This is a genomic window from Marinobacter nanhaiticus D15-8W, assembly GCF_036511935.1.
Classification (GTDB): Bacteria; Pseudomonadota; Gammaproteobacteria; order Pseudomonadales; family Oleiphilaceae; genus Marinobacter_A; species Marinobacter_A nanhaiticus.
In genome coordinates this window covers 1,136,169-1,161,275 of sequence record NZ_AP028878.1, presented here as the reverse complement: position 1 = coordinate 1,161,275, position 25,107 = coordinate 1,136,169, and the positions used below count along the sequence as shown (strand labels likewise).

The 25,107-nt window shown below is 49.8% G+C and carries 27 protein-coding genes and 1 pseudogene; 13 read left to right on the top strand and 15 right to left on the bottom strand.

Annotation, left to right across the window (positions count from 1 at the left end; translation table 11 throughout):
- The first annotated feature begins 237 nt into the window (after nt 1-237).
- Complete coding sequence (locus RE428_RS05300) at nt 238-1,554, top strand: methyl-accepting chemotaxis protein (protein ID WP_004580939.1); 1,317 nt, start codon at nt 238-240, stop codon at nt 1,552-1,554.
- Nucleotides 1,555-1,760: 206 nt separating this feature from the next.
- Here RE428_RS05300 and RE428_RS05295 read toward each other — a convergent pair whose 3' ends face one another.
- Complete coding sequence (locus RE428_RS05295) at nt 1,761-3,422, bottom strand: PQQ-dependent sugar dehydrogenase (protein ID WP_081614586.1); 1,662 nt, start codon at nt 3,420-3,422, stop codon at nt 1,761-1,763.
- Between the two features lie 478 nt (nt 3,423-3,900).
- Here RE428_RS05295 and RE428_RS05290 point away from each other — a divergent pair, with 478 nt between their 5' ends.
- From RE428_RS05290 to RE428_RS05280, 3 genes are all read left to right on the top strand, one after another.
- The gene (locus RE428_RS05290) at nt 3,901-4,728 is read left to right on the top strand and encodes a MipA/OmpV family protein (protein WP_004580937.1); all 828 of its coding nucleotides are present in this window, start codon (nt 3,901-3,903) and stop codon (nt 4,726-4,728) included.
- A 131-nt stretch (nt 4,729-4,859) separates the two neighbouring features.
- The gene (locus RE428_RS05285) at nt 4,860-5,444 is read left to right on the top strand and encodes a hypothetical protein (protein WP_040882509.1); all 585 of its coding nucleotides are present in this window, start codon (nt 4,860-4,862) and stop codon (nt 5,442-5,444) included.
- A 114-nt stretch (nt 5,445-5,558) separates the two neighbouring features.
- The gene (locus RE428_RS05280; protein WP_004580935.1) at nt 5,559-6,173 is read left to right on the top strand and encodes a hypothetical protein; all 615 of its coding nucleotides are present in this window, start codon (nt 5,559-5,561) and stop codon (nt 6,171-6,173) included.
- A gap of 197 nt (nt 6,174-6,370) precedes the next feature.
- On the opposite strand, the gene RE428_RS05275 is transcribed toward RE428_RS05280, so the two are convergent.
- A complete protein-coding gene (locus RE428_RS05275; protein ID WP_004580934.1) occupies nt 6,371-7,543 on the bottom strand; it encodes a hypothetical protein in 1,173 nt (390 codons plus the stop codon).
- 347 nt (nt 7,544-7,890) lie between these two features.
- On the opposite strand from RE428_RS05275, the gene RE428_RS05270 reads away from it, so the two are divergent.
- Complete coding sequence (locus tag RE428_RS05270; protein ID WP_205624602.1) at nt 7,891-8,613, top strand: hypothetical protein; 723 nt, start codon at nt 7,891-7,893, stop codon at nt 8,611-8,613.
- A gap of 51 nt (nt 8,614-8,664) precedes the next feature.
- Here the strand turns inward: RE428_RS05270 and RE428_RS24415 are convergent, their stop codons facing one another.
- Genes RE428_RS24415 through RE428_RS24410 form a run of 3 tightly spaced genes read right to left on the bottom strand, consistent with a single transcriptional unit; the run spans nt 8,665 to nt 9,323 of the window.
- On the bottom strand, nt 8,665-8,835 hold the full coding sequence (locus RE428_RS24415) for a hypothetical protein (RefSeq protein WP_004580932.1): 171 nt from the start codon (nt 8,833-8,835) through the stop codon (nt 8,665-8,667).
- Nucleotides 8,792-9,112 (bottom strand): hypothetical protein, encoded by a 321-nt coding sequence (locus RE428_RS05265; RefSeq protein ID WP_338381168.1) that lies wholly within the window; start codon nt 9,110-9,112, stop codon nt 8,792-8,794. The genes RE428_RS24415 and RE428_RS05265 overlap by 44 nt, the downstream gene beginning before the upstream one ends.
- A complete protein-coding gene (locus RE428_RS24410; RefSeq protein ID WP_081614585.1) occupies nt 9,000-9,323 on the bottom strand; it encodes an AbrB/MazE/SpoVT family DNA-binding domain-containing protein in 324 nt (107 codons plus the stop codon). Before RE428_RS24410 ends, RE428_RS05265 begins: the two co-directional genes overlap by 113 nt.
- 239 nt (nt 9,324-9,562) lie before the next feature.
- Here RE428_RS24410 and RE428_RS05260 point away from each other — a divergent pair, with 239 nt between their 5' ends.
- The 3 genes from RE428_RS05260 (at nt 9,563) to RE428_RS05250 (ending at nt 11,377) form a co-directional block, all read left to right on the top strand.
- The gene (locus tag RE428_RS05260) at nt 9,563-10,327 is read left to right on the top strand and encodes a glutathione S-transferase family protein (protein ID WP_004580930.1); all 765 of its coding nucleotides are present in this window, start codon (nt 9,563-9,565) and stop codon (nt 10,325-10,327) included.
- Nucleotides 10,328-10,571: 244 nt separating this feature from the next.
- Nucleotides 10,572-10,916, top strand: coding sequence for a PBPRA1643 family SWIM/SEC-C metal-binding motif protein (locus tag RE428_RS05255; RefSeq protein ID WP_004580929.1), 345 nt, complete (start codon nt 10,572-10,574; stop codon nt 10,914-10,916).
- 26 nt (nt 10,917-10,942) lie between these two features.
- Entirely contained in the window at nt 10,943-11,377 is a 435-nt protein-coding gene (locus RE428_RS05250; protein WP_004580928.1) for a DUF3010 family protein, read from the top strand.
- An 84-nt stretch (nt 11,378-11,461) separates the two neighbouring features.
- On the opposite strand, the gene RE428_RS05245 is transcribed toward RE428_RS05250, so the two are convergent.
- Complete coding sequence (locus RE428_RS05245; RefSeq protein WP_227500208.1) at nt 11,462-12,022, bottom strand: DUF4174 domain-containing protein; 561 nt, start codon at nt 12,020-12,022, stop codon at nt 11,462-11,464.
- Nucleotides 12,023-12,850: 828 nt separating this feature from the next.
- Here RE428_RS05245 and RE428_RS05240 point away from each other — a divergent pair.
- The gene (locus tag RE428_RS05240; protein ID WP_004580926.1) at nt 12,851-13,669 is read left to right on the top strand and encodes a THxN family PEP-CTERM protein; all 819 of its coding nucleotides are present in this window, start codon (nt 12,851-12,853) and stop codon (nt 13,667-13,669) included.
- A gap of 31 nt (nt 13,670-13,700) precedes the next feature.
- On the opposite strand, the pseudogene RE428_RS05235 reads toward RE428_RS05240, so the two are convergent.
- Nucleotides 13,701-13,829 (bottom strand): annotated as a pseudogene (locus tag RE428_RS05235) (transposase); the annotation flags it as partial.
- A 39-nt stretch (nt 13,830-13,868) separates the two neighbouring features.
- Nucleotides 13,869-14,390: a transposase gene (locus tag RE428_RS05230; RefSeq protein ID WP_227500207.1), complete on the bottom strand. Its 522-nt coding sequence runs from the start codon at nt 14,388-14,390 to the stop codon at nt 13,869-13,871.
- Nucleotides 14,391-14,858: 468 nt separating this feature from the next.
- Here RE428_RS05230 and RE428_RS05225 point away from each other — a divergent pair, with 468 nt between their 5' ends.
- Genes RE428_RS05225 through RE428_RS05210 form a run of 4 tightly spaced genes read left to right on the top strand, consistent with a single transcriptional unit; the run spans nt 14,859 to nt 19,264 of the window.
- Nucleotides 14,859-15,986, top strand: coding sequence for an NAD/NADP octopine/nopaline dehydrogenase family protein (locus tag RE428_RS05225; protein WP_004580923.1), 1,128 nt, complete (start codon nt 14,859-14,861; stop codon nt 15,984-15,986).
- 36 nt (nt 15,987-16,022) lie between these two features.
- Nucleotides 16,023-17,330, top strand: a complete 1,308-nt coding sequence (locus RE428_RS05220) for an alanine racemase (RefSeq protein WP_004580922.1) — start codon at nt 16,023-16,025, stop codon at nt 17,328-17,330.
- Nucleotides 17,331-17,339: 9 nt separating this feature from the next.
- Complete coding sequence (locus RE428_RS05215; protein WP_004580921.1) at nt 17,340-18,386, top strand: PLP-dependent cysteine synthase family protein; 1,047 nt, start codon at nt 17,340-17,342, stop codon at nt 18,384-18,386.
- Entirely contained in the window at nt 18,383-19,264 is an 882-nt protein-coding gene (locus RE428_RS05210) for a DMT family transporter (protein WP_004580920.1), read from the top strand. Before RE428_RS05215 ends, RE428_RS05210 begins: the two co-directional genes overlap by 4 nt.
- 19 nt (nt 19,265-19,283) lie before the next feature.
- On the opposite strand, the gene RE428_RS05205 is transcribed toward RE428_RS05210, so the two are convergent.
- The 7 genes from RE428_RS05205 to RE428_RS05175 all read right to left on the bottom strand — a co-directional run bounded on the left by RE428_RS05205 (nt 19,284) and on the right by RE428_RS05175 (nt 24,877).
- Nucleotides 19,284-20,213 carry a LysR family transcriptional regulator gene (locus RE428_RS05205; RefSeq protein ID WP_004580919.1) on the bottom strand — a complete coding sequence of 310 codons (930 nt, stop codon included), beginning with the start codon at nt 20,211-20,213 and terminating at the stop codon, nt 19,284-19,286.
- A gap of 22 nt (nt 20,214-20,235) precedes the next feature.
- The gene (locus RE428_RS05200) at nt 20,236-20,703 is read right to left on the bottom strand and encodes a GNAT family N-acetyltransferase (protein ID WP_004580918.1); all 468 of its coding nucleotides are present in this window, start codon (nt 20,701-20,703) and stop codon (nt 20,236-20,238) included.
- A gap of 456 nt (nt 20,704-21,159) precedes the next feature.
- Complete coding sequence (locus RE428_RS05195; RefSeq protein ID WP_004580917.1) at nt 21,160-21,849, bottom strand: transposase; 690 nt, start codon at nt 21,847-21,849, stop codon at nt 21,160-21,162.
- 155 nt (nt 21,850-22,004) lie between these two features.
- Nucleotides 22,005-22,451, bottom strand: coding sequence for a hypothetical protein (locus tag RE428_RS05190; protein ID WP_040882505.1), 447 nt, complete (start codon nt 22,449-22,451; stop codon nt 22,005-22,007).
- 82 nt (nt 22,452-22,533) lie between these two features.
- Nucleotides 22,534-23,130 (bottom strand): hypothetical protein, encoded by a 597-nt coding sequence (locus RE428_RS05185; protein ID WP_004580916.1) that lies wholly within the window; start codon nt 23,128-23,130, stop codon nt 22,534-22,536.
- A gap of 123 nt (nt 23,131-23,253) precedes the next feature.
- Nucleotides 23,254-24,075, bottom strand: coding sequence for a hypothetical protein (locus tag RE428_RS05180; RefSeq protein WP_004580915.1), 822 nt, complete (start codon nt 24,073-24,075; stop codon nt 23,254-23,256).
- A gap of 151 nt (nt 24,076-24,226) precedes the next feature.
- Nucleotides 24,227-24,877 carry a hypothetical protein gene (locus tag RE428_RS05175; RefSeq protein ID WP_004580914.1) on the bottom strand — a complete coding sequence of 217 codons (651 nt, stop codon included), beginning with the start codon at nt 24,875-24,877 and terminating at the stop codon, nt 24,227-24,229.
- Nucleotides 24,878-25,107 lie beyond the last annotated feature (230 nt).

Here is a 25,107-nt window from a genome sequence, read left to right as displayed (position 1 = left end):
CTCATCGTATTACTTTTTCACCAAAAGAAACTTCAGCTTTGCATGCGTTTGCCGATACCTTCCCTAACAGCAATTATTCAGGCCGGTATGCGGCCCTTGGCATTTGACGCGCTCAAAGTTTGAGCTGCCTTCAAGGCCCGTTTTACTGGAACGGCAAAACGAGCAATACCCTTACCCGGCAGTAAGTCGTTAGAAAACGGACTCGCTCACGACTCGCCTGTTTGAAAGGTCTTAGACATGTTTGACAGAAAGGTAAAAAAAGAGATCGAGGCGCTGCAAGAAAAACTCTTCATGCGGGACCAGATCATCGATGGTCTCTGTGATGAAAAGATGGTCCTTGACCTGGATCCCTCAGGCAAGATCACGTCGATCAACCAAAATTTCCGCGAAGAGTTTGGCGCCGGTGCTGATGCCGTTATTGGTCAGCAGATGAAAGACCTCGTACCGCAAGCCCTGCGCAACACCGATCACTTCCGCAGAATGGTGTCTGCAATCGAGAAAAAAGAAGTCTGGGTGGGCGCGTGGCAGGTTCAGAATGGTGACCACAAAGACATGTGGTTCCGAACGACGCTCTTCCCCATAAAACATCGGGACGGCGATCTGGAAGGTTACAGGGCCTTTGCCAACAACCTCACACGCACCATTGAGACGTCTAAAGAACACGAAAGCCTGATCCACGCCATGCAACGCTCGACGGCCGTAATCGAATTTGACTTGGACGGCCAGGTGCTGGCGGCAAACGACCTGTTTTTGAATTGTCTGGGCTACACCTTGAGTGAAATCAAAGGACGACATCACCGGATGTTCTGCCCACCGGACGTCTACGAGAGCCCCGAGTACGAACAGTTCTGGGCGCGGCTCGCTAGGGGCCAATTCGTGGCGAGCCGCTTCAAACGTGTCGATAAGTTCGGCAACGAGGTCTGGCTGGAGGCGTCCTACAACCCGCTCAAGAACTCACGGGGCGAATACTACAAAGTGGTCAAGTTCGCCACGGTGATTACCGACCAGGTTATGCAAGAGCGCGAGGTCGCAAATGCCGCGGGCGTGGCCTACGAAACCTCCAAGGCCACCGATGCCAGCACCAAACGCGGCATCGAGGTCATGCAGGGTACCGCCGGCGTAATGCAGAAGCTCGCCGAGCAAATGACCAAGGCGACTGAAGGCATCAGCGCCCTCGATCAGCAATCCCAAAAGATCAACTCAATCATCCAGAGCATCAGCGGCATCGCCGACCAGACCAACCTGCTGGCACTGAACGCAGCGATCGAAGCGGCTCGTGCCGGTGATCAGGGCCGAGGTTTTGCCGTGGTTGCCGACGAGGTGCGCCAACTGGCACAACGGACATCTGCTGCCACCGAGGAAATCGTCGGCGTCGTAGGACAGAACCAGCAGATGACCTCGCACGCCGTCAGCATCATTGAAACCGGCAAAAAACAGGCCGAGGAAGTCAACCAGATGGTGGATGAAGCCAGCAGCGTCATCAACGATATCCAGGAAGCTGCCCAGCAGGTGGTTGATGCGGTCTCGCGATTTGCGGACCGGTTGGGTCGCTAGCGGCCACCAATGACGACCAGAGCAGCAACGGACCGCCGGCCTGAGTGCCGGCGTTCTCTGCAGCTGCCCGACCGAAAGTACCGCACACTTTGGCGACCGACACCCTGTATTCGCGTGTCCCAAACAAGCAAAACGACCGCGAGTCCGCCCTGTACCGGGATGAGATCGATTTCAGCAAGTAGATGTGTCCCGGCTTTCCCGCCGCCTCAGTCTTCCGCCGTTTTCCCGTTCGGCTCGATGCGAAGAATCTCGCCGGAGGCATAGTCTGTCAGCAGGTAGAGTTCGCCTTCCTTGCCGACGATAACGTCGCGAATACGCTTGCCGAGTTCGTGGAACAGGCGCTGGTCGGAGACCAGCTCACCCTCCTCCATGTTCAGGCGGAAAACGCCCTGTCCCGCCAGGCCGCTGACCAGCAGGTCACCTTTTAGCTCAGGGAACGCCTCGCCGTCATAGACGGTCATGCCTGACGGGGCGATCGACGGTGTCCAGTGATTGATAGGGCCCCGCATGCCTTCGAGCTGATCGTGAGGGGTAATGTTCGAGCCCGGATAGTTGATGCCCTCGGTGGCCACTGGCCATCCATAGTTCACGCCCGGCTCAATAATGTTGACCTCATCCCCTCCGTAGGGGCCATGCTCACTCTCGTAAAGACGACCGGTCTCTGCGTAGTAGAACAGCCCCTCGGGATTGCGGTGGCCGTAGCTGTAGATCTCCGGCTGCTTGACCTCCTGTCCCACAAAGGGATTGTCCTCCGGCACGGACCCGTCCATATTCAGACGGATCAGTTTGCCCATGTGGTTGCTCAGGTCCTGGGCCTCCTCACGGAAGTCGAAGCCATCGCCAACCGATACCACCAGGGTGTCGTCGGGGAGGAACACGATCCGTGAACCGAACTGTAATGTCGTATCTTTCAACGGCTCCGCCCGGAAGATGCGCTGCACGTTCTCAAGCACTCGCCCATCAAGTTCGCCCCGGCCGACACACAGGTTGTTGGCTTCTACCGTGCCGCAGGCATAACTGAGGAACAGGGTCCGGTCCTGCTCGAAGTGGGGCGACAGCTCCATGTCCAGCAGACCGCCCTGCTCGCCGAATACCACCTCGGGAACGCCCTCCAGGGGCGATTTGAGCAGCGCCCCCTCGGTATCGATGATGCGGATATCGCCCGTGCGTTCAGCCACCAGACGCCGCCCATCCGGCAGCGTCACCATACTCCAGGGATATTCCAGGCCCTTGGCCAGAATGGCGACCCGATAATTCGTATGGGAGTAGTCATCAATGGCCAGCTGGCGTTCCGGGCGCATCGACAGGTGAAGTGCAAACGCCGCGATCAGCACGACCACGGGAAACGCCAGGTGGGTCCAGGTGAACCCCTTTTGTGACCGAAACTCCGGCTTGCCGCTGGTGACTGCAAAGACCCAGGCACCGATCAACCCGGTCACCATCATGGCCACGAAGCCAACGACGTTGCGAGTAGCGGCGATCACCGTCGGTATAGCGGATATCTCGTTGGCAACGACAAACGCAACGGCCAGCCCCACGGCGCCCGACGCACCCAGTGCAGTCGAGCCTAACCTGGGCCAGCCCCGGGACACCCAGAGTGCGCTGGGAAACGCGAAGAGAAAGGCAACGCCAACTAGCAGCGCATAAAACGGCGCAAAGGTGAGCAAGTCGTGAAGGAGGGTCCGCCCCCAATCGTGCCAGGTTGCGTAGGACCCCATCTCGAATATGTTGATGAGATTCAGGGTAGACTGGACCAGAGAGCCGAGGACAGATGTAACCAGTACGGCAAACAGCCAGGGAAGCAGATTACGCCCCAGCTTACGCCAGGAACTCTTGAAAGCCTGGCGACTCATATGTGCAGTGGACATGCGCTCCCTTGTCTTTTCCAGGTTCCGCTTCTCTCCCAATTAGGTGTCGCTAACCAAGCGAACCTCGCCATCAGTACACCGCACCCCGGTAATGCATGCTGTTAGCAAATTTAACCTAACAATGAGGGTTGCAGTGGTCAAACCAGCGGGGTTTCTTATCCAGCGCGGGGGCACGGTCCAACCACGGGGCGGGTCGATTTATCCCGATCAACCACGGTTAGCCGGCCGCCCCGCTCATCTGCCCGCCTTGCGCCTGAGTGCAGCTTCAACTTCTTCCTTAAATCGGCCGCCGCCCAGGAGGCAACTCGCCGGAACATTGCAGCCAAAAATCTTGTTGATGTATTGCACTGACTGCATCAACCGATGCTGGACAAAATTAAATCGATCCGATCCTCACCATGCAGGCCAATATTCTTTCCGGAACGTAAGTATATCCATACTCACTAGTACGACCTCTTCTATATCGGAGGACAACCCAATGAAGCGCCCAACTGCTCTTTTGCTAACGGTGCCCCTACTGGCATTTCCCTACGTAAACAACGTGTTGGCGGACGAAAGTAGAAGGGTGCTAGTACCTCTACCTTCCCTGGACGATTTTACGGATGGTGACGGCTGGGGTATCGGGCTGGGGCTTTCAGTGGAGTATGAATCCGAGTACGAGGGTTCTGACGACTTCGATTTTGAAGTCGATCCGGCGGGGGCACTCCAATGGCGTAGCGGCCGCCACATTTACTATTTTGCGGGAGAAGCCATTGGTTGGCGTGGTCTTGTTTCCGACGCCTGGCTTTTGGAGGCATCGCTGGGATTCGATGAAGGTCGACAGGAATCCGATTCAAGTGATGGGGATCTGGATGGGCTCGGCGATCAAGACGACGGGGCCGAAGTGGTACTGCAATTACGTCGTGACCTCAGTGACGGTTGGCGCAACTGGATAGATGGCCGCCTAATATTCGGCCCGAATGGAAACCGAGCCTTGATCGGGTACGGGCATAGATTCGGCGCACAAACGGACGGAACCGGCTCCGAAATTGGCATTGTCGCGGTGTTTCATGACAGTGACCAAGCCAATAGTGATTTTGGCGTTGATGCGACCCAATCTTCCGCCTCGGGGCTCCCACTTACCGATCTTGATGGCGGCTTTCGATCGATCGGGGTTAACTACAACTACAGATACAACTTTAACGAGAATTGGCAATTGTTTGGCGAGGTCCTTTACGAGCACTACGGGAACGATATAGCGGATAGCCCCGTGTCTCGTAACAATTACGAGGCTGAGGTAGGTATCGGGGTGGTTTATGTTTTCTAATGGAGAGCTTTGCCAAGGGGCGTCCAATTGACAGCCCGCTTCCTTTAAAGTATTAAGTCGCAAACCGTCCGCGAACTCGAAAGGAATCGAGCCGGACATAGCTCTGATAACAGTGGAAAGGACGCCACTCCATGTCTCATCGCCTCAGTGCAGTACCGCATATCGTTCGTTTTCTTACAACCGCTCTGCTAATGCCTGGCCTGATGTTTAGCTCGGGTTGTGCGCTTACGATGACGAATACTCTCGATACCGTCGGCGAACGCGAGCAGAGCGGCGAAATCATCGTCAGGGACCTCGAAGAAAACCACGCCATCCCTACAAAGATTCACGAGTTCAACGTCGACAATAACTTTTTCTATTCGCTGGCATTGCAGACGTCGATCAGTAAATCGGAGAAAGGCGAAGGAGGCACAGTCCGTATCCCTTTTAACCGACTGACTTCATCATGGACCGAAGTAAATGGCACCCTGGACGGGGAACCTGCAGTGTTTGAAGCGCGGCAGCGTGAAACCGATTATGGATACAAAGTTGAAGTTCGACGAGAGTACAGCGAATGGTATGCCTACCCATTCAATGCGCTCGCTACCGCAATCACTCCGATTGATGCCGCCAAGAATTTCACAATTACCTATTCCGCCATGATCCTGTTTGCGATCGTGAATCCGTTTATCGATGCAAGCATACCCATTGTCCCACTCACGCCCACGGGTTATTAAAAAATCTTCGGTCCAAGCTCAGCCCACCTGACGCTTAAAGCAAACCGCTGTTAAGCCACATGCCAAATTCAACAACGCCAATAACACGCTTGGTCTAAATATGAAGAGAAACCAATGAAGAGCACCAGCCAGAGATCCGGCGAGAACTGGCAACAGAGGGCATTGTTGACGATCGTACTCGTTGTGGCCAGCCTTACATTGATTCATGTACTTGGCCCTAAAAGCTTTCTTCCACACCTGTGGCTCGAACGTTTATCTACGTACATTTCTATTGGGTTAACCGTTACGATTCTACTCTGGTATACGCTACTTTTACGGACAGGGCGCCTCAAGCCCGATGCACAATGGTACGCTCTAAGTCGCGCCAAGAAGTCCCTCGCAATTATAGGAGCACCGCTGTTGATATGGTGGACGTTCTTCATGTCCATCGGATATACGATCCCAAACCTCTGGACGACACTGTATAGCGAAAGCAAGATCATCGAGTATGAGGTATCCCTGGGCCGCGGCGGTGGGCGTCATTCATGCGATTACCAGCTCATCAATGAGAGGATAGACCGACTGTTTTTCGAGATGTGTATTCCTAAGGGACTCTGGTATCGCCTTCCGGAGCATCCTTTTCTTGCGCGATTCACCGTTGAGTACTCCTCCGTTGGGATGAAGTTCACTGGCGTCCAGTTAAGTTATAAAGTTCTTTCAGGCTTTGCCGAGCCGGCCCTGGCTCGTTGAACGCCTCGAACAGAAGAACAAAGGATCCCGAAGCCGAGAATGGAAGAGTTTTAGTCTCCATAGAGTCCGCTAAACATATTGCCGTGAAATTTGAGCCCGCGCCGGCTGGGCCAATCAGCTATATTCTAAGCTTGACAGTCGATGAGTAGCCATTAAAAGCCGGTTTAAGAGAATCAGGCTTAGCTAAATATGAAACGTCAACCTGCGTCATCAATTGCATAAAGAAGACTATGGAATTCTCTGTCACTCATTTTTGACGTAACTATTGGAGAATTTTTGCTCTCCAAATCATAGGCCACGGTTGTAGGATCACGCGATCTTCGCGATTCCAGATATAGCGTTTCCGGTAAAGGAAGCGTCACATTCATGTAGCATTTTATGATTTCCCAGACCTCTAAATAGGCACGGGCCGACGTACTCGCAACAAATGGGGCTAAATCCACGACATGGCCGTAAGAATAATCTTCGTTTCTATAAGCCATATGCAAGCTTCTCACCCACCCGGTGCGGCCACCATAGTACTCCTGCTTGAAGTAGCAGTTAAAATCTATAAAACGATGGCAAAAGACCTCTTCCCCATTTTCATATAAAGTAACCAACCCCGTTCGTCTGTTCAGAGTAAACTCTTTTGAGCCACCATGGTCTTGGTAATATCCCTTGAATATTAGTTGGTGAGCGATCACACCTCCACTAAGCATAAAGAAAACAACATAACCTATAACATTAACGTTACTTGCATCTAGACCGAACAAGTGAACGATAACGAGCGGCCAAGCAAGCAAAACTATAGGCCAGCATAAGAGTTGCACTCCGAGCATATTACCCTGAAAGGAAGAGGGAGAGACGTACGCAAGCTCCTCCTCATTCCACGCCACGCCCTGGAAATTGGAATAACCTCCAATATATCTCCGCCATCTGCTTGGTTTCGCGTCTCCGCCACGAAACGCCGTTAGGGCGGATCGAGGGCTTGGCCTGCACTCAAAATCAAGGATATTCAATCGGGCGGCGCCCGACTTTAGGCGGTGACTCGCGCGTCGCCTAAACCCTTCGGCCTGCAACCGCTTTTGTTTTTTTTCATCGATCCAGAGTACAAAATGCAATATGGCAATAGCAGCCAGGAACACGTAGACGGCGGAGAAAAGCGGGTCATTAATCATGACGGAAGGCCTCAGGCCAGAACCGAACGCAGCCATACCGAAGAGTATAATGCTGGCAATCAGGGCCGCCGTGATCACAAACATGAGAAGCGTTTTGGAAACCCGCCAAGCCTTCCCTGGAACCGGTAGCTGTTCGTCATGGGGTGCCTGCACAGCGAATTCACAGCTGAAGGGCTTCTCGCCACGCCAAGCTGACTGAGCGTATGTCTGCATAGAACAATCCTTGTTCAAGATAAGTCTATAATTCTGGATAATACCAATTAAAAGAACAATATTCCCGTCAATAGTCTTTTCTGGCCACCGAGACATGGTCGAATCGATGGTGGTCTAGCGCGGGGGTCAGATTGAACTGCGCCCTATAATGTATTCACCTCAGCGAACCATAAATCCGATATAAAACAGCGTGGCGCTATGCTAATTTCCTACATGTTTAGAAGGACCAAATTATCGCCAAAAGGAGATTGGCATGAACAACGACGAAAGAGCGTACTGTCATCAACTACTTCTGGGGACAAGGCACTGCAGCGCCTCGTGCTGTGAATGGTGAGTCGGCAAAAGTCGTGTACGAAACCCTCGAAGAAAGCCAATCCTGTTATGCCTCCATGGATCTCGTGCCGAGGCCAAGCTCCGGCAAACCCGGGATATCCTATATCGTCAAACAGATTGCCAAGATCGGCAAGCGAATGGCCGAGGGCGATACCGCTGTCTACGAAGACTACCGGGCTCAAGTCGACAGAAGCTATAAATCAAAATCCAGTTCGCACTTATGGGCCTTTGATATGCGTCGCTTCCTACTCGCAATGTCCTGTCTACTCATCTTCTCCGGCTGCGCCACACGTAGCGACGTGGAGGCTTCTTACTCGGGTTTGAACTTCCATATACCCAGCAATGTCGTTGCCGTTGGTTCAGCCGGTGGAGATGACAACTTTCTCGGCTTCAAGTACAGCACAAAGCCTGGCGAGCAATTCATCGCGTTTACTAAGGAGGGCAGCTTCGGAACGGGCGGGTGCGACTACCCCTCATTCTTCCGGCAGGTTCTTAAGTTGGAAGACTCAGGCGCGTGCGATATTTCAGCCGTCGAAAGCTTCAGGAAGGTATTCGACGTGAGCGATGCGTCAGGGGTTTGGCAAGCCGGGCAGCACGACGCTTATTACTTCCCCGCAGACGACGGGAAGATATTCGTCTTCCTGGTGTTAGATGGACGTACTGTCGTGAAAATTGATTCCGATTTTCTAGACGAGAAAGGGATGAAGGCTGTTTTGTCAGATCAGCTACCCCCCTAGGCTAGCGGTCCATCGACCTTATGCAGAGAGCTGGATGAGGTTCGGCCAGGTTCACCCTTGCCAATTACCTATATATTGAAATAAAGGCTGTTTACCTGTCTTCTTGTCGAATGTTGCCGTCTCTTCCGCACCCGCCGCTTTACCCAGCCACGCGATCAGGCGATCCGGGAAGTCCGCGTTACTTTCTCGGAAATCGGCCAGGGGCACGCCGGACCAGTTCACGGCCAGCCACCACCAGTTGCTGGGCGTCCAACAGATCTGCGATCTGGTTGGCAATCTCTACCCTAGGCACTTTATAAGCTCGCTGAAGAACCCAGGACAATTCGCACAGCGCGATACTGGACATGTAGCACGGGTCGTCCACGGTGCCGTGGGTCTGTATGAAGTCAGCCGCGATTTCGTGCTGTTCCGGATCGCCCTCCGCGTCGACCAGAAACCGCACCAGAGCTTTGGTATCCAGCCCTTTCACTCGCCGCCGCCCCAGCCTTAATGGCCTCATCCATTTCTTCGACAGACACTGATTTGCCGCCACTCTTAGTCCGGCCTCGCAGCGTCAAGAGGTCGCCCTTTGCCAAGGTGACCCGGATAGTGCCATCGTCATTCATGACCCAGGACAGTTTGTCGCCCCGCTGCACATCCAGGGCCTGCCTGATTTCCTTCGGGATTACGAGCTGGCCTTTCTCACTGACTGTCGATTCACCTTTAATCATTATCCCTACCCTCCCAAGTATCAGGCATAACTGTGCGTAAAATTCACCGTCTTACTTCAAAGTAAGCCAATCCATCTTACCGAAGATAAGAGCACTTCCATTGCCGTAGAGATCGTCTAGGGCAAATTTGCCCTGACATCATTAACTCCGACCGCTTTAATCGAAACGTGCATGTGTGTGACCCTGATCGCAGGATTCAAATCCTGATCGCCCGCCTTTCACTCGATTGGAGATTATTCATGCCTGTCGCCCTGTACGCCCATCGCTTTTCGCAACCCAGCCGCGCCGTGGAGATCCTGCTACGCGAACTCGATCAGCCCTATGAATGGCATGAAGTGGATTTCGCGAACGGCGAGACCCGCGAATCCTGGTTCACCCAACGCGTCAATGCCTTGCAGACGATTCCCGCGATCATCGTTCCGGCGGCAGAATGCGACGGTCGGGAGACGGAATTCAAGCTCGGCGAAAGCCATGCGATTCTGCGCTATCTATGCAGGCACGCGCCGAACGGGAGTGCGGCCGCGGCATGGTATCCCGGCGCGGCCGACGCCGAGCGCACCGCAACAATCGATCTGTGGATGGCCTGGCATCACAATCACGTTCGGCGTTACGACATGTTCCACGACATCATGAACCTGCACCTGACCTTGCCGATGCTGAAGTACGAGCTGCAAAGCAATGTGCTCGTGCCGTTGCAGAATGCACTGCAGCCGAGCCTGGCGACGCTCGAATCGCAGCTGTCCGCACAGGACGGCGGCGATGCGAACACCCCCATGCTCTGTGGCGGCACGCAGCCAACGCTCGCCGATCTCACCATCGCCTGCGAACTCTATCAGATCGTGGCGGTGGGCTATCACTTCGATCGCTATCCGCGCGTAGCCCGCTGGCTCGACACCATGGCCGCACGGCACCATTTCCGCGAAGTCTCGGCCGAGATCGACGACCAGGGCCGCACGATTCGCGAAGCCAGCGGCGACTACCTGGATCTCGACGCGTTCGCCTGATTGCGGGCGTAGCGGCCCGGCTGTGCAGACCGATTTAATTTGGATCATCCAAAAATGGCTGGTCGCCCCGTCCGATCTGCCCCGCCTTACGCCCGAGGGCAGCTTCAACGTGTTCCTTAAATCGCCCGCTGCCCAGTACCCGCCATCTCCGGAAATTAAATCTGCCTATATCGCCGTTCCCGCAAGCATGCTAAAAGACTCCTCCCGGCAATAGCTCGGGTATTCTCCTCACCAGGATGTCGCGATGTCAGATAAATTTTTCTACAAGGGTCGGCAGGACGCTCACCAGCACCACACCGCTTACGGCGGCTTTCAGACCAACGCCAGCCAAAAAAGTGGCAGCAGGAAGTATCCGCTAACGCTGGTAGTTACCAGTGAAGCGCGCAAGCAGGAAATTGAGGCACAGGTGGCCAGGGCGAAGCTGCACGCGACTATTTCGGTTGATACCCGCGAGGGCGCCGTTGAATCCATCAATGAGCTCACCGCTATCCTGAACAAAGGCGGGACCGTCACCACGGCAAAATCACCCTCCCGCAACGACGTTTGCACCTGCGGTAGTGGTATCAAATTCAAGAAGTGCTGTGACTGACAACAGTCTATGCACAGAGGGCGGCTATGATTGTTTGCGGGGTTGAGCTGACGGGCAGCGATGCGGTGGTGTGTTTGCTGAGCATGGAGAGGGGGCAGTTCAACCTGCCGGCGTGCAAGGTGCGCAAACTGTCACTACCGAAAAACCACAGCCGTGAAGATCTGAAGCAGTTCCAGGCGGCGTTTGCGAAATTAATGGCCGAGTACGGGGTCACCCGTGTCGCGATCAAAGAGCGGATGCCAAAAGGCAAATTTGCCGGTGGTGCCATCAGCTTTAAAATGGAAGCGGCCATTCAACTGATCACCGGTATTGAGTTGACGGTGACCTTGCTGCCCCCGGCTCTGATCAAGTCGACCCTGGCATCCAACCCGCTGCCCATTGCGTTTGCCGATACGGGCCTGAAGGCGTTTCAGGAAACGGCTTTTATTGCTGCCTATGTGGGGCAGCTGCAAGGTCGTTGAGCTGGCCAGAGGGTACTCAGAAAATCGATTGGTACCGGCTCTCTATGCCGGTGGAGCCTTGAATTCGATGGCAGTTCCGCCGATTTAATCGCTGGCGCGCATCTCGCGAATGCGCATTGGCATGGCGTCAATACGGCGGAAAATAGCGTCAAGATTGAGACTGGACTCCCGGCTTTTGATACCGCCGTCTTTGCCGATCAACAGGACCCGCTCATCCGAACGGGACTCCTCAAGCAGAGCCCTGACGTCGCTCTCCAGGCTACTCGAAAGAACGTCCTGGTTTGAAACGACGTCCGACCCAGTGTTCACAAACCAGACAATATCACGGTCATCACCGTCGGCCTTGGCACGCCTGAGCGTTTCAATCTCACCGCCATTCTCACTGGCAGCTTGAACCAGAATGAGTCGATTTCTCCACTGATAGTCGTTCAGCCTGTTCATATCCGTTCCGTGAGCAGTCAGTGCGATAAGCGAAAGCAACACCGCCAGAATGGTTTGCCCTGTGGTGACGAAAAAAGTGAAGCGCATATTTTGTTCCCGCAATTGTTCCCTAAAGGCGATACGAGAGTTTGTGCTCACCTGATCATACGAACGGCCACTCAATATGCGCTCTGCCCCATTACTTCTGCCGGCCCTAAACAGCATTCCCGGCGCCTATCTGCATAGCGTTCTGGTTTCAAGGGATTGTCAGTATCGACGCCGCCTCGGTACATGACGTGTAGGAAAGGTTTCTTCTACCATCCCCGGACCACTCCATTCCGCCCTTCACCCGCGAAATAACGACGCTATAGCGATCACAGCAGAAATGTGAACGGGCTGGCGAATCTCTATCTCAAGGCGGCCATTGCCCGGGAGGGCGCGCTACCACCCGCCTCGAGATGCCTGTGCGGCGCCCAACTGACGCCTAAAATTCGGAGAACTCGTTCGTAATGATAGCAACGTAAAAAATATCGACGCTCTGGGAGATCTACGTCGCCAGCCTTATTGCGCGGGAAAGAGATATTTCGACTACATGCTTCACACGCCGCTTGTTGTGCGGATTGGCGCCCAGGGCTCCAATTTGAATGTCCTTTTTAAGTATATGTCCACCCTGCCACTTTGTAATTTTGAAAATAATATTAAATATCACTATTTATGTGCGCTCTTGTTTCATGTATCTAAAACAGCCGTAGCTGAGCAGCCCTTTATATAGGGGCTTTAAATATATACCCCAATAAAAGATACATGTATTCGCCGCTTTAAACAGATTGAGTAATTTTAACAAATAGATGTGTTCCATCCGTTGTCGGCTGGCTTTACGGGGTATTCATAAAAATTTTAAGTAAAATACTCAATCCATTGAAATTAATAGCTAAATAAAACTGGCATGATGAGTGCTAACTTGGGGCAAACGGGTCGCGACATTCAGCTACAACAATCCCGTTTTGCCCTCTGGATAAATGATTCATCCTCAAACAATCAGGTGGTTTACATATGACTCGGCTTCCGAAGAAAGCAGCACTTATTACAACGGCAGTTCTTCCCTTTGCTCTGGGTGCAACTGCTGCCAGCGCCGCCCAAATCACGTCATGGGACTACGAAGTAGACAATTCATTTTCCGATGTCACTTTTAGCGAAGGCACAGGGACCGGAAGCGTCGCTGCAGACGGCCAATCGGTTTCCTGGGGTTCAGACGATGCCAGAAGCTCCATCTCCATTACCGACGCCAGTAATCCACCTCCGCTGGTAACCAACGGTGACATGGTGCCCGGTGGCGTATTCAGCCATGATAATGCGGTTATCCCCGCTTCAAGCGCAGCGCTGGCCAGCTTTAACCTGAACAGTACGCTAACGCTGACCGCGGCGACCCCAGACGAAATGGCTGGTACCTCGCCAGACCCCGTCACCATCAGCTTCCAGAGCTTCTTTACCGAAACCTTGAATAACGGTGACTGCTTCGAAGGTTCTGCTTCTACCTGTGACGATGTGTTTTCCCTGGCGAACCCCGAGTTCGGCAACTTGAACGAAGCGGGTAACTTTGAAGTCACTGGGCCCAACTTCTCCATCGATGGCACCAGCTATTCCGTGTTCCTGGAAATCGTTGGCCTGAACCAGCTGAGCGATGAGCAATGTGCGGTAGCGGACGCACCCGCGAACTGCATTGGCTTCCTGACCCAGGAAGGCAACAACAACATCTTTGAAAGCAACTTCCGTATCGAAACCGCTGCGGCTTCAGTTCCGGAGCCGGGTTCCCTGGCACTGCTGGGTCTTGGCCTGGCCGGCCTTGGCGTAGCCAAGCGTCGCAACAAGTAATTCGCCCCAGGCGAACGGCGTTTAAAAAGGTTCATCGCACGTTACCGGGAAACGCTGCTTTTATCTTCAGGAAGAAGTAGTCGTTGTCCCGGTAGCCATCGGCCATCCGCTTGCTCACCTTGATCTTGTTGTTCATGCCTTCCCGCACACTGGTATGCATGCGGTAACCGAATGCGGGGCCAGATCGATTTAATTTTGATCAACCACCGTTAGCTGGCCGCCCCCGACCAATCTGACCCGCCTTACGCCCGAGAACAGCTTCAACCTGTTCCTTGAACCGGCCGCTACCCAATATACGACTCGCCGAAATGCTCGCAGATATATCGTTGCGGGTCTTCTCAGTTAAGTGAGACCGAAAGAGGTCTTGATAGACGGATTCGCGCTTGAGTTTATCCTTGGCCAAAGACTCAAACAGCGGGTGCGGGGATATCAGGGTGTCCGTCTCAGCCAGCGCGTTGGAGCGATAACTACTCCATGGATATTCCTCGGGCCGATCCACCATACACGCCGTGACCGGATTGAGCTCAATATAGCGATAGCAGCTCAGCAGGTAGTTCTCGGCATCGACCAGGCTGCTTTTGTGCCGCCCCTCCCAAAGTGCCCCCGAACGGCGATAGGTCTTGTTGATGTACTGAACGTACTGGCGACCGACATGCTGCATCAACCGGGAGATGCTGCCAGTCTCGTCTGGCGTGACCAACAGATGAACGTGGTTCGTCATCAGCAATAGGCGTGAAGCTTGGCGCCGTAGCGCCTCATGCCCTCCCCTAATACCTGCCGGTAGTAGCGAAAGTCCTCTTCTGCGAAAAACAGGCATCCCGGTTATGGCCGCGCTGGACCACATGAACGGGAAGGCCAGGCAGATACATCCGTGTCTTGCGTGGCATCGGTCAAGTCCATTTGTGGGGCTGAGCCAATCCGTTGGCTCGTGAGCGTGGGATTCTAGCTGGCACGAGGGGCTACGCAGAGTTGGTCAAAATAAAATCGTTCTGCTCCCCCCATCGTTTCCAATCTAAGCAGGCCCCACTTATCTTCGGCCTCCTCTAAATCAAACTCAATAAGCAACTATTAGAAAATCTAATCAATCGCATGTTCCTCAACCCTGATGGATTTTTTCTCAATACAAAAACAAAACCTTTCAAGTTATTAATAAATCATCCAACACAATAATCTTCTCGGAGATGCAAGGATGGCAAATATTGTGATAGTGGGCGGGGGCAACCAAGCTCATGCATTGATCGGAACTCTTTCAGGAAAAAATCATTCGGTTTCCATACTGACGAGGAAAGCTAAAGAAATCGAACAGAAACTAAAAGACTATAACGGTATAGCGATATTTCATGCCGCAAAAAACGTAACACAGTTTGCGAAGCCTGATAAGGTGACCGATGCAGCCAAAGAAATTATCCCTCACGCAGATATCATATTAATAACTAACCCCGCAAACGACAGAGAACGAGTATTAAAGCAAATAAAACCTCACCTATCCAAAAATAAAAGGGTATTCGTTGGCGCGATACCTGGATGGGGAGGTTTTCACTGGTTGGTAGAGAAAGAGCTCGGCAATGAAAAAAACATCATAACTTGGGGCCTGAAGGATACGCCCGTTATGGCATCCCATTTAAATCCCGGCGTCAGCGTTACTCAACTAGGTGAAAAGAACACGCTCTATTTCGCAATAAATAAACCAAGCACTGACAAAATCGAGCATACCAAATATATTTTACAAACTATATTCGATGCCGAATTAGCCTACTGCGAGAATTTTCTTGAGTTCTCACTCTGCGCAGGTAATCCCATCGAACACCTCCCTATATTATATGGGAAGATAGGACCCTACTCCCAATGGGACGGAACACCCTTCTCTCAGCAGCCCCTATTCTATGAGGACATCAGCGAACTAGAAGCATACTTCGTCAAGCGAGCCGATGAAGAGCAACAAAAGCTGGTTAAAACCATTAGAAATAGTTACCAAATGAAGATGGACAATGCAATCCCATTACAAGAAGACATTATTAAAATCTATGGAGATCAAGTTAAAGACAAGTCTACACTTTATAAAACAATAAAAACTAATACAGCTTATAAAAGTATAAAAATGCCCATGAAAAAAGGGGAGCAAGGATATGAACTCGACTTTGACCATCGAATATTTAGCGAGGACATACCATTTGGGCTTGATATATTAATTGAGATTGGAAAAATCTTGGCGATAGAAACACCATTTCTAACCGAGCTCAAAAGATGGCTATCTACTATAGGTGCTAACTACCCTCGGTCGGCGCTTGACTACATACCAGAGAAAGCAATTTATTAGCTCCCTCTTACACTGGCAGTAGCGAGGAACAGATAAATGGTTAACCTACCTCCTAAAAACGATACATCTATCTTTTACCGGGACCTAATAAAACAACTGATATTATCAGTGTCATCGCCGCTACACGCGATATTACCCGACAACATGAAAAACAACATAATAGAGTTACAGCAAGCGCTAAAAAAATATACGGGGCTCACATCGACTTTATATTATGCAATGAAAGTCAATCGATCCGTCACGTTATTGCAAACCGCTATCAAAGAAGGTCTTGGCATTGATGTTTCGTCTGAAAATGAGCTGAAACTGGCTCTATCAAGGGGCGCCGATAGCAGCAACTGTTCTTTATCCGGTCCTTGTAAGTCCGATGAGTTCATTGAACTCGGCATATTAGCCGGTTCAATAATTGCTGTCGATTCATATGACGAATTGTTACTAACGACCAATATTGCCGAATCGACCAATAAGACAGCAAGAGTAATGCTTCGTTGGAATGGCGGGGTATCTTGCAGTCGATATGGCATGCCTTTCTCTGATTTGAAAAGAATTTCGAAAAATATAAAAAACGAAAGCTATATTAAGTTGGTAGGCTTCTCATTTCATCTCCCGGGATACTCGCCGCTTGACAGAGCAGGCTGTCTTGCGAGCATTTTAGAGCTAAGCAGTCAGCTTCAAAAGCAAGGTATAGACGTCGAAAAGGTAAATATTGGGGGCGGTATTCCCATTTCCTATATCAGCAAGGAATCTTGGAACCAATATCATGCAAACATCTCCAAGGCTAAATTTTACAAAAACCAAGCTCCAAAGGATTACTACCCCTACTGGAATTCAAGCTCAAAAGAAAGATTTATAAACCAAGTATTGGTAAACCACGACAACATCGAGCGATTGAGTAGTTTGGGAATAGAGCTGATTTTAGAACCTGGACGGGCGCTTGTAGATAACGCAGGATTTTCGGTCTTCGAAGTACTTGGGCTTAAAAAAACCGAATTGGGAGATAATTGTATAATCGTGAGGGGCCTCAGTTTCAGCGCCTGCGAAGTTTGGTGCAACTCTGAGTTCCTCGTGGATCCAATATTAATTCCTCGGACTACAAACAACAAAAAGCGTCCCATGTATGCATATATAGCAGGGCAAAGCTGTTTAGAGGACGACCTTATTACCAAGCGTCTAGTAGCCTTTGAACGTTCCCCCGTGCGAGGAGACCTTCTTGTCTTCAACAATACTGCCGGATATCAGATGGACCTTATGGAATCAAGGTTTCATCATCTGCCCATCCCGAAAAAGGTAGCACTTAATTGCTATCGGACCGACATCTCATGGACCGTTGAAGAGGCTATGTAGGAACCCACTATGATTTATAAAGCTATGCATCAGATGATTGGTGGAACGCCCATATTAGAAATGGGACTTCTAAATAGCAAATGGAGACTGTTACTTAAGATCGAAAAATTTAATCCTGGGATGAGCATGAAAGATCGCATGGCTCGACAGATGATTTTTGATGCTCTGGATAGCGGTAGATTGACTAAAGAAGGCGTTATTGTTGAGTCTTCTTCCGGAAATACGGCTACGGGAATCGCTTACATAGCGTCTGAACTCGGAATTAGGTTCATTGCGGTTGTAGATCATCATGCGGCAGAAGATAAGATTAACACCATAAAAGCCTATGGTGGCGAAATACATATGATCCAAGGCGATTATGCCGATAATGAAGTCGCAACGGTGGAAAGGGAAGCGACAGCGGCAAGATTGGCTAAAAAAATACCTGGAGCAGTATTCTTCGACCAATCAAATAACTTTTCAAACCCAAAAGGGTATGCGCTTACCCTCGCACAAGAAATACTGAGCGACGTAGGCCCAGACCTCGACGAGTTTATCGCCTGCGTCGGAACAGGTGGCTCATTAACCGGAACCGCACAAGTTCTAAAAGATGAGATTCCCAATTTGAAAGTAATTGGCGTGGAACCGAAGGGATCCACAGTATTCGGCTATCCTGGCGGACCATACTACCAAAGCGGTACAGGAGTGCCGCCCGGGGACAAAATAGGAGTCATCTATAAGCCATCGCTACTAGATGAGGGTGTCATAGTGAACGACCAAAAAGCGTTTACAACGTGCAAATACCTAGCACAAGAACATGGACTGCTTGTCGGAGGTTCCGCCGGCGGAGCCATCTATGAGGCGGTAAGACGTTCAATTGGATACTCTGGAAGTGGCACGTCATTATGCTTGGTTTGCGATGGAGGAGAAAAGTATTTGTCAACGGTATTCAATAACACATGGCTAGAAGAGCGAGGGCTGTACTGCAAACAGACCTATAGATTCTTGAAGAGCGTATTGTCGAAGCCCAGTTATATTACAACAAAACGGAATTCTGTAGCGGATTTGGAATTATGAATATGCCCCTACTTCGTGATCGCAAGGCGATGTTCTTTGTATTTATCGCCGTAATTGCCGGGACCGTTATGGACGCAGTAGTAAAAAGCTTAGGACAGGAAATCGGAACATGGCAATTGCTAACCATGCGATGGTTCTTTGCGATATTGCTCCTCCTGCCGGTCCTGTACCGCCGCCGGACAATCAGCACAAGTATAAGATGTAAAAAGATTTATTTCGCAAGAGCGATTTTAAATTGCATTGGTTCTTTCGCGCTATTTTATTCACTAAGCACTGTACCGTTAGCAATTGTTGTCACTATTATGTTTGCAGAACCCATATTTGTTATACCCTTTGCGATCCTTTTACTCAACGAACGACCTTCGGCTAAGGATATCATATGTGGACTATTCGGCTTTCTAGCAGTGGTATATATAAATGATACAAGCCATTCCGATTATTCGATTGAAGCGCTAGCTCCCATTATAGCTGCTACTTCTTATGCGCTGATGCATGTTTTGACAAAGAAATGGGGCGCAGAAGAAAATGCATTCTCCTTGATGTTCTGGCTCGCAATTTCTACTTTTTTTATCTCCGCGCCGTTATCTTTGCAGGAATGGAGACCTTTAGATATTAATGTAGTCTCAATGGCATTTATTATTGCCATACTGGGCTCCATTTATAGTTACTTCATGATCGTAGGTTTTAGATATGGCAGCGTCCAAAAGGCATCTCAAATATCTTATATCTCAGTTCCAGTTGCATTTTCATTAGGCTGGATATTTTTTGACGAACCTCCCACATGGAAGATGGCCATCGGTAGCTTGTTTATTTTATCTACAACGTTGGTAGTTACAACAGAATTTAAAACGCTAAAAATCTTGGCTCGAAAAACTTAGGACCTCAAAATTAGTCAAGTCATACGCTTTCATTAGTCCAAGGTATTAGCCGTAACTTAAGTTTTGACAAACTCGCCGAGTCGATAAGGCAAGGATGCGTCACCAACCAATCGAGGAAGCTCCTATAAATTCTAGAGTCTTCCATAGTCTTCGGACATACTAATTTGTAGCCTAAACCTGTTTCAACAATGTAATCAAATACAGGAATCAGCTTACCGGACTCTAATTCCTTCTGTACGTACAGTATATCTACAACGGTAATACCGCCTATTCTCTCAACAATATCTAAGGCCGAATTCATGGAATCGGCCACTAAAATTTTTGCCTCCTCTATTAACGACTGGTTAAGTTGGCTTCGCGCAAAATATACGTACCAGTCAGACTTATTAATAGAGGGACTAACTAATACCGCTTCCTTAATTTTATTTTTATCAATTTTTCCCTTCGACAGGAACTTTTCAAGATATAGGGGATCGGCCACCGCCACTAATCTTTCTTTGTAAAAGTAATTCGTTGAAACCTCATCGGAAAAAATTATGGCCAGATCAAATCGTTCTTGAAGGAAGTCTACCGAATGTCGCCAAGCTATATGAAAATTAACATTATCTCCTAAAAGCTCGTACGGAGCATTCTCCAGCAACCATCTCAACCCAAAGGTTACGGGAACTTTCACTTCTAATTTAGGGTTATCACGCATCGCCGAGCAAGCAGAGTTAATAGCTTCAAAGCCAATCGAAAGCCGATTAGCGACATCCTCACCGACCGCGGTTAACTCCAGTTCCTTACCTGGCTTCCCAATTAACCTCAAGTTATAATATGCCTCAAGCGCTTTGACATGCTTGGAGACCCCAGTGTAATCGATGCAAAGCTCATTTGCTGCTTTTGCATAACTCTTAAGTCTCGCGACTGCTTCAAAGACCTCTAGAGACTTGTAAGACGGCTTGGACATAATCAACCTTCCTGTTGTTTGACTAAATTTCCAATCTCATAATTCGCTGCGGACCTAGGGCTCCGCCATTGTAATCTTTATTTATGTCCACAAAGCCTGCCTTCAAGTAACATCGATAAGCTTGCGTATTATTATGGTTTACGGTTAGACAGATAGCGGTATAATTTTTATAGTATTTAGAAACAAACTGCCTTAGTTGAAGGATAGCTTCTAGCCCATATCCTCTCCCCTGAAACTTCCTATCTATCATAACTCCACGCAAACCTATTTCATTAGTAGTCGCGAAGCAATAGGTACTACTGTATTCAAAGTCTAGTTTCATCGCGCCTATGGGCGTATCATCTAGCTTCACCATTAAAATAAGCTCTCCAGATTGGACATTACAATAGTTGTCCAATCCACCTATGTATTCTTGCTGTGTTTTATCTAGTTCTATTTGACTGAGGAATTCTGCATGTTGTGGAACTATGCTATCCAAGGTTAATTCCATCTTTAATTCCTCTTTCTATACTGCTGGCGTAAGGCAACAAGCGTTGGGCGTCGGGGCTAAAGCAAAATAAGGAAATGCATTCTATTTTGGGGCTCTCGGACAATTATACATAGCATCAGCTCACCGGCTGTGCTACACAATTGATATAAGGCAAGTAATCATAGCTCAGCGTTTCTAGATACAATGTTACTCAGCCTGGTTCGATTTACTTTTGATGAAATCGCCGGAATCGCCGCGGGGCAGATCAATTTCGCCGAAGGCTCGCCTGGAGTCCGGCCCGGTCAGCTCGATTTAATTTTGATCAACCAATACTGGCTGGTCGCCCCCGTCCAATCTGGCCCGCCTTACGCCCGAGTGTCGCTTCAACCTGTTCCTTGAATCGATGGTCCGCCCCGGGGGTCAGATCGATTTAAATTTGATGGGTCCGCCCCGGGGGTCAGATCGATTTAAATTTGATCAACTACAATTGGCTGGTCGCCCCCGTCCGATCTGACCCGCCTTGCGCCCGAGGGCAGCTTCAACTTGTTCCTTAAATCGACCGCTGCCCAGTATCCGACTCGCCGAAACGCTCGCGGCGATATCGCTGCGGGTCTTCTCTGGCAAATGAGACCGGAAGAGGTCCCGATAAACCGACCCACGCTCGAACCTATCCTTGGCCAAAGACTCAAAAAGCGGATGCGGGGATATCAGGGTGTCCGGTTCAGCCAGTGCATTGAAGCGGAAACTGCTCCAGGGATATTCTTCGGGGCGTTCCACCATACAAGCCGTGACCGGATTAAGTTCGATATAGCGATAGCAGCTCAACAGATAGTTCTCAGCATCGACAAGGCTGCCTTTGTGCCGGCCTTCCCAAAGCGTGCCCGAACGACGGTAGGTCTTGTTGACGTACTGCACATATTGGCGACCGACGTGCTGCATCAACCGGGAGATGCTGTCGATTTCGTCTGGGGTTATCAACAGGTGAACATGATTGGTCATCAGACAATAGGCGTGAAGCCGGGCGCCGTAACGCTTCATGCCCTCCCCTAACACCTGACGGTAATAGCGGAAGTCCTCTTCGGCGAAGAAACAGGCATCCCGGTTGTGACCGCGCTGGACCACGTGAACGGGGATATCGGGCAGATACATCCGGGTCTTTCGGGGCATGAGTCAAATCCATTTGGGTGGTTAAGCCAATCCGTTGGCTCGGGAATTTGGGATTCTAGCTAAAACGACGGGCTACGCCGAGTTGGTCAAAATTAAATCGATCTGACCCCTATCATACTTATCATACTACTGAACTAACCCCGTTAATTGCTTTGCTATCTATTTATATCTTTCAGAGCAAGCGAAATTCGATTTAGAGCTTCGCAATATTTATCGATACCCCATTTCGCTTTAGTTAGAATAAATAAAGTAAGCACAGAGACGACCAAGAGCGGCATATCATCATTCGTAAAAAGATATGTACACGACAAGCCTAGAGCTGCAATCATTACGGAATAAAGTTTGCTAAACGTTCCCATAGACATAGCGTGAGAATCGACGCGAAAACTCCAATAAGAGGGAGAGGCCTCATCCCCGCTCTGTCTCGACAGAGCTAGACCTATGCTCTCTTTAAGCTTACGATCCAAATCCATGTCATCGTCTCGAATCTTAGAAAAATTCCTCGAACTTTCCCTCATCGATGCGCAGAACACAGATACATTAAATTTCACTTTCTTCGCCTGTCTTTTTACTTCAAAAACACCTGCTTGAATAGGATCCATAAAAACTCCAACACTACTTATTAAAAGCAACCGCCTAAATGCTCATAATAAATATATAATCACCCCTTCTAATAGGTTAATTTTATTGAAACTTTGCATTGCTAGCTCGATCGATGGCCGGCAGAACGGAATTTTTTATTTTTTTCAACAACCGCTTATAAGGCATATTCACTACGAACTGAAAGAATGGCCAGCTAGTGATAGATAAAATTGCAAGCGATGCTATTTCTGTGTATTTAAAAACTCCAAAAGCCAGCGCAAGTGAGAGGACCCCTGGTACGATATATCGCTCGCCTTTACCAAAGAGTTTTTCCGCAATTGTCTCTGCAACATAATCCACAGATCGAATAACTGAATATCTGTTTGAGCTCATATTGATTCGAGCCAAGTCAGACAGCTCCCAACGACCGTTGCTAGCGAAAATAACACGTAAGCGTTGTCCTGGCAGGGCTGTTACCGAACCGGGCAGCGACTGCAACTCATCTTGCGAACCATCTTCCCAACGAACCCAAAAGGCCGTCGACTCGTAATTATCTTGGTGCAAAGTAACCTTTTTACCGTGCCTAGTCGTTCTGTAATTCGTACCTGCGTGGGTTCGAGCATCAAGCACCTCGCCCTCACGGGCCAACAACTTGATGGTCGTACTATTGGAGTAGATTTCACCAACTTCGATAACCATGAACTGTCTCACTACCTTGTCTCTAGTATAGCAACGGCAAATATTGGCAACGCAAAGGTGAACTAAATCAGTCCGACACCAATAGTTCAAATCCTGCCGCTATAAATACGTGCTATGACACCTTTAACTTACAGTTTCGCCAAGCTTCTCTTCCATAGCATCTAGCATTTCTTCCAAGGGGGCCGCTTCTAACTGCCCCTTTATGCTCTCATCCTGTACTAGAACCTCAATCATTAGCGTCTTAAAGGCGCTGCCCAAAGCGGCTTGCTGCGCTTCGCTTACTTCCTGTTCGTTACTATTTTCTTCTTCCGCCTGCGAAAGCACCCTCCAAGCTCTAAACCACATAAATAGGCCAGCCTCTCGTCCGACAGATAGGATCAACTGGTCCAGCTTTGCCAACAAACCGTCTCTGGTATCGTCGAACTCTCGATTCAGTTGCCGTGCACCATAACTTGCCACCTTTTGTGTGTCTGGATCGTCTTCAGCCAAGCCAGGTAAGCTTCTGAATGAAGAAAGAGTTGAATCCAGGTTTTTCGAGAGCTTAGGAATCAACTTCATCCCTCGCAGCCGATGCGTGAGGAAAGGATCAATACGAGCATAGTTCGCAAGCGCCACCTCGTAGCTATCGAGAAGACTAGAATCGACTCTATTTAACCCATTCGTTACAGTCCCGAGCATTGCCCCAAGTTCCGTTTTCGGCAACATATCGACGATTTTTAAAAGATTAGTTCTCTCGCCTACGACTGCTCGAAAGTCTTCCTGCAGTTTTTCAACTTCATGATCTGACCGAGGCAACCTGAGACTTAGCTCGTGACGAATTTCTAAAAGATGAAACAATAGATATCGGGCACTTTGACGCTTCTCTACACCAAGCTTATATAAGTAACCTACTGACGCCAGTAACGCACTGATGACAATCCCAATGTCTAAGGCAGAAAAAGTCATGTATCAGAAGATCCTAGTCGTTAGTTGAGCCTGCATTCAAAGCAACACGCCCGTGTGAAATCAAATTGAGCTGGCACGATATTGAGGCTAAAGTATCAGAGTTGATTGAAACATATGCCCTCGAAAATATGTGCTCTCCCCCTTTAATTCCTCAATTCTCGATAGAGGCCGCAAAATCGCTGACCAGGCCGTCCACTGCAATACTTACTGACTGCTCAATAATCTGCCGAGCAAATTCGGGTTCCAACATCCACTCCTCGAGATTGCGACCGTCTTCAGTCGATATGGTGTAAATATTAGTCTGGTGCGAACCTTCCCAGACCGACGCACCATCGTTGCGCAAAAACGAACCTTTGATCTCGACTGTTGGCATCACGCTGGTGGTTAAAGGGTTGGAACTCACAAAACTCAACTTGAGCGAGTCCAAAAAGAATCGAGCGTCGCTGTCTTGGTATGATTCGACAATCTCGAAACGAGGCGTCTGCGCACGCAGTCCTGCTGCAAGCTCCCTATTAGCCTGACCGGTCAGATCAATCTCCTGCTGTTCCAGAAAGGCTTCAATAATTTCTAGTTCAGAAGCGTCATCCTGAGATGCCAGAAGCCCGCCTATAGCTCCGCCAATGGCGGCTCCCCAAGCCAAAGAAGGGCCCGTGTAGCCGATTTTGGGGCTCGTGTGCTCAGTAATGAGATATACGCCTTCAACACCAGACAAAGCCTCACCACTTATCCGTTGTTGGCTCGCGCAACCGGCCAGAAAAAGCAGGGAGACCATCGGGAAAATCAGAGAAACGGAGAACTTCATTAACTACAGCTCCAGGCAAGGAAATCTAAGAATGTATGGAGTAACGGCCGCTAAAATAAAAACGATCAGGTAAACACCTGCTCGCAGGCGTATAGCCCACTGTGATTAACAAATATGTGCTCTGACACCTTTAACTCTTCAATGATCTATGGCGGAAAAACAATCAGACTCCGCTTTCTGTCTATGAGGCTATGGAGTCAGAGCTGATCAAAAAAAAAATGTGCACTCGA

What these genes read in the sequence shown, in the direction of transcription:
- RE428_RS05300 (WP_004580939.1), top strand. Translation starts at nt 238, where the DNA reads ATGTTTGACAGAAAGGTAAAAAAAGAGATCGAGGCGCTGCAAGAAAAA.
- RE428_RS05295 (WP_081614586.1), bottom strand. Translation starts at nt 3,422, where the DNA reads ATGTCCACTGCACATATGAGTCGCCAGGCTTTCAAGAGTTCCTGGCGT.
- RE428_RS05290 (WP_004580937.1), top strand. Translation starts at nt 3,901, where the DNA reads ATGAAGCGCCCAACTGCTCTTTTGCTAACGGTGCCCCTACTGGCATTT.
- RE428_RS05285 (WP_040882509.1), top strand. Translation starts at nt 4,860, where the DNA reads ATGTCTCATCGCCTCAGTGCAGTACCGCATATCGTTCGTTTTCTTACA.
- RE428_RS05280 (WP_004580935.1), top strand. Translation starts at nt 5,559, where the DNA reads ATGAAGAGCACCAGCCAGAGATCCGGCGAGAACTGGCAACAGAGGGCA.
- RE428_RS05275 (WP_004580934.1), bottom strand. Translation starts at nt 7,543, where the DNA reads ATGCAGACATACGCTCAGTCAGCTTGGCGTGGCGAGAAGCCCTTCAGC.
- RE428_RS05265 (WP_338381168.1), bottom strand. Translation starts at nt 9,112, where the DNA reads ATGAGGCCATTAAGGCTGGGGCGGCGGCGAGTGAAAGGGCTGGATACC.
- RE428_RS24410 (WP_081614585.1), bottom strand. Translation starts at nt 9,323, where the DNA reads ATGATTAAAGGTGAATCGACAGTCAGTGAGAAAGGCCAGCTCGTAATC.
- RE428_RS05260 (WP_004580930.1), top strand. Translation starts at nt 9,563, where the DNA reads ATGCCTGTCGCCCTGTACGCCCATCGCTTTTCGCAACCCAGCCGCGCC.
- RE428_RS05255 (WP_004580929.1), top strand. Translation starts at nt 10,572, where the DNA reads ATGTCAGATAAATTTTTCTACAAGGGTCGGCAGGACGCTCACCAGCAC.
- RE428_RS05250 (WP_004580928.1), top strand. Translation starts at nt 10,943, where the DNA reads ATGATTGTTTGCGGGGTTGAGCTGACGGGCAGCGATGCGGTGGTGTGT.
- RE428_RS05245 (WP_227500208.1), bottom strand. Translation starts at nt 12,022, where the DNA reads ATGCTGTTTAGGGCCGGCAGAAGTAATGGGGCAGAGCGCATATTGAGT.
- RE428_RS05240 (WP_004580926.1), top strand. Translation starts at nt 12,851, where the DNA reads ATGACTCGGCTTCCGAAGAAAGCAGCACTTATTACAACGGCAGTTCTT.
- RE428_RS05230 (WP_227500207.1), bottom strand. Translation starts at nt 14,390, where the DNA reads ATGACGAACCACGTTCATCTGTTGGTCACGCCAGACGAGACTGGCAGC.
- RE428_RS05225 (WP_004580923.1), top strand. Translation starts at nt 14,859, where the DNA reads ATGGCAAATATTGTGATAGTGGGCGGGGGCAACCAAGCTCATGCATTG.
- RE428_RS05220 (WP_004580922.1), top strand. Translation starts at nt 16,023, where the DNA reads ATGGTTAACCTACCTCCTAAAAACGATACATCTATCTTTTACCGGGAC.
- RE428_RS05215 (WP_004580921.1), top strand. Translation starts at nt 17,340, where the DNA reads ATGATTTATAAAGCTATGCATCAGATGATTGGTGGAACGCCCATATTA.
- RE428_RS05210 (WP_004580920.1), top strand. Translation starts at nt 18,383, where the DNA reads ATGAATATGCCCCTACTTCGTGATCGCAAGGCGATGTTCTTTGTATTT.
- RE428_RS05205 (WP_004580919.1), bottom strand. Translation starts at nt 20,213, where the DNA reads ATGTCCAAGCCGTCTTACAAGTCTCTAGAGGTCTTTGAAGCAGTCGCG.
- RE428_RS05200 (WP_004580918.1), bottom strand. Translation starts at nt 20,703, where the DNA reads ATGGAATTAACCTTGGATAGCATAGTTCCACAACATGCAGAATTCCTC.
- RE428_RS05195 (WP_004580917.1), bottom strand. Translation starts at nt 21,849, where the DNA reads ATGCCCCGAAAGACCCGGATGTATCTGCCCGATATCCCCGTTCACGTG.
- RE428_RS05190 (WP_040882505.1), bottom strand. Translation starts at nt 22,451, where the DNA reads ATGGATCCTATTCAAGCAGGTGTTTTTGAAGTAAAAAGACAGGCGAAG.
- RE428_RS05185 (WP_004580916.1), bottom strand. Translation starts at nt 23,130, where the DNA reads ATGGTTATCGAAGTTGGTGAAATCTACTCCAATAGTACGACCATCAAG.
- RE428_RS05180 (WP_004580915.1), bottom strand. Translation starts at nt 24,075, where the DNA reads ATGACTTTTTCTGCCTTAGACATTGGGATTGTCATCAGTGCGTTACTG.
- RE428_RS05175 (WP_004580914.1), bottom strand. Translation starts at nt 24,877, where the DNA reads ATGAAGTTCTCCGTTTCTCTGATTTTCCCGATGGTCTCCCTGCTTTTT.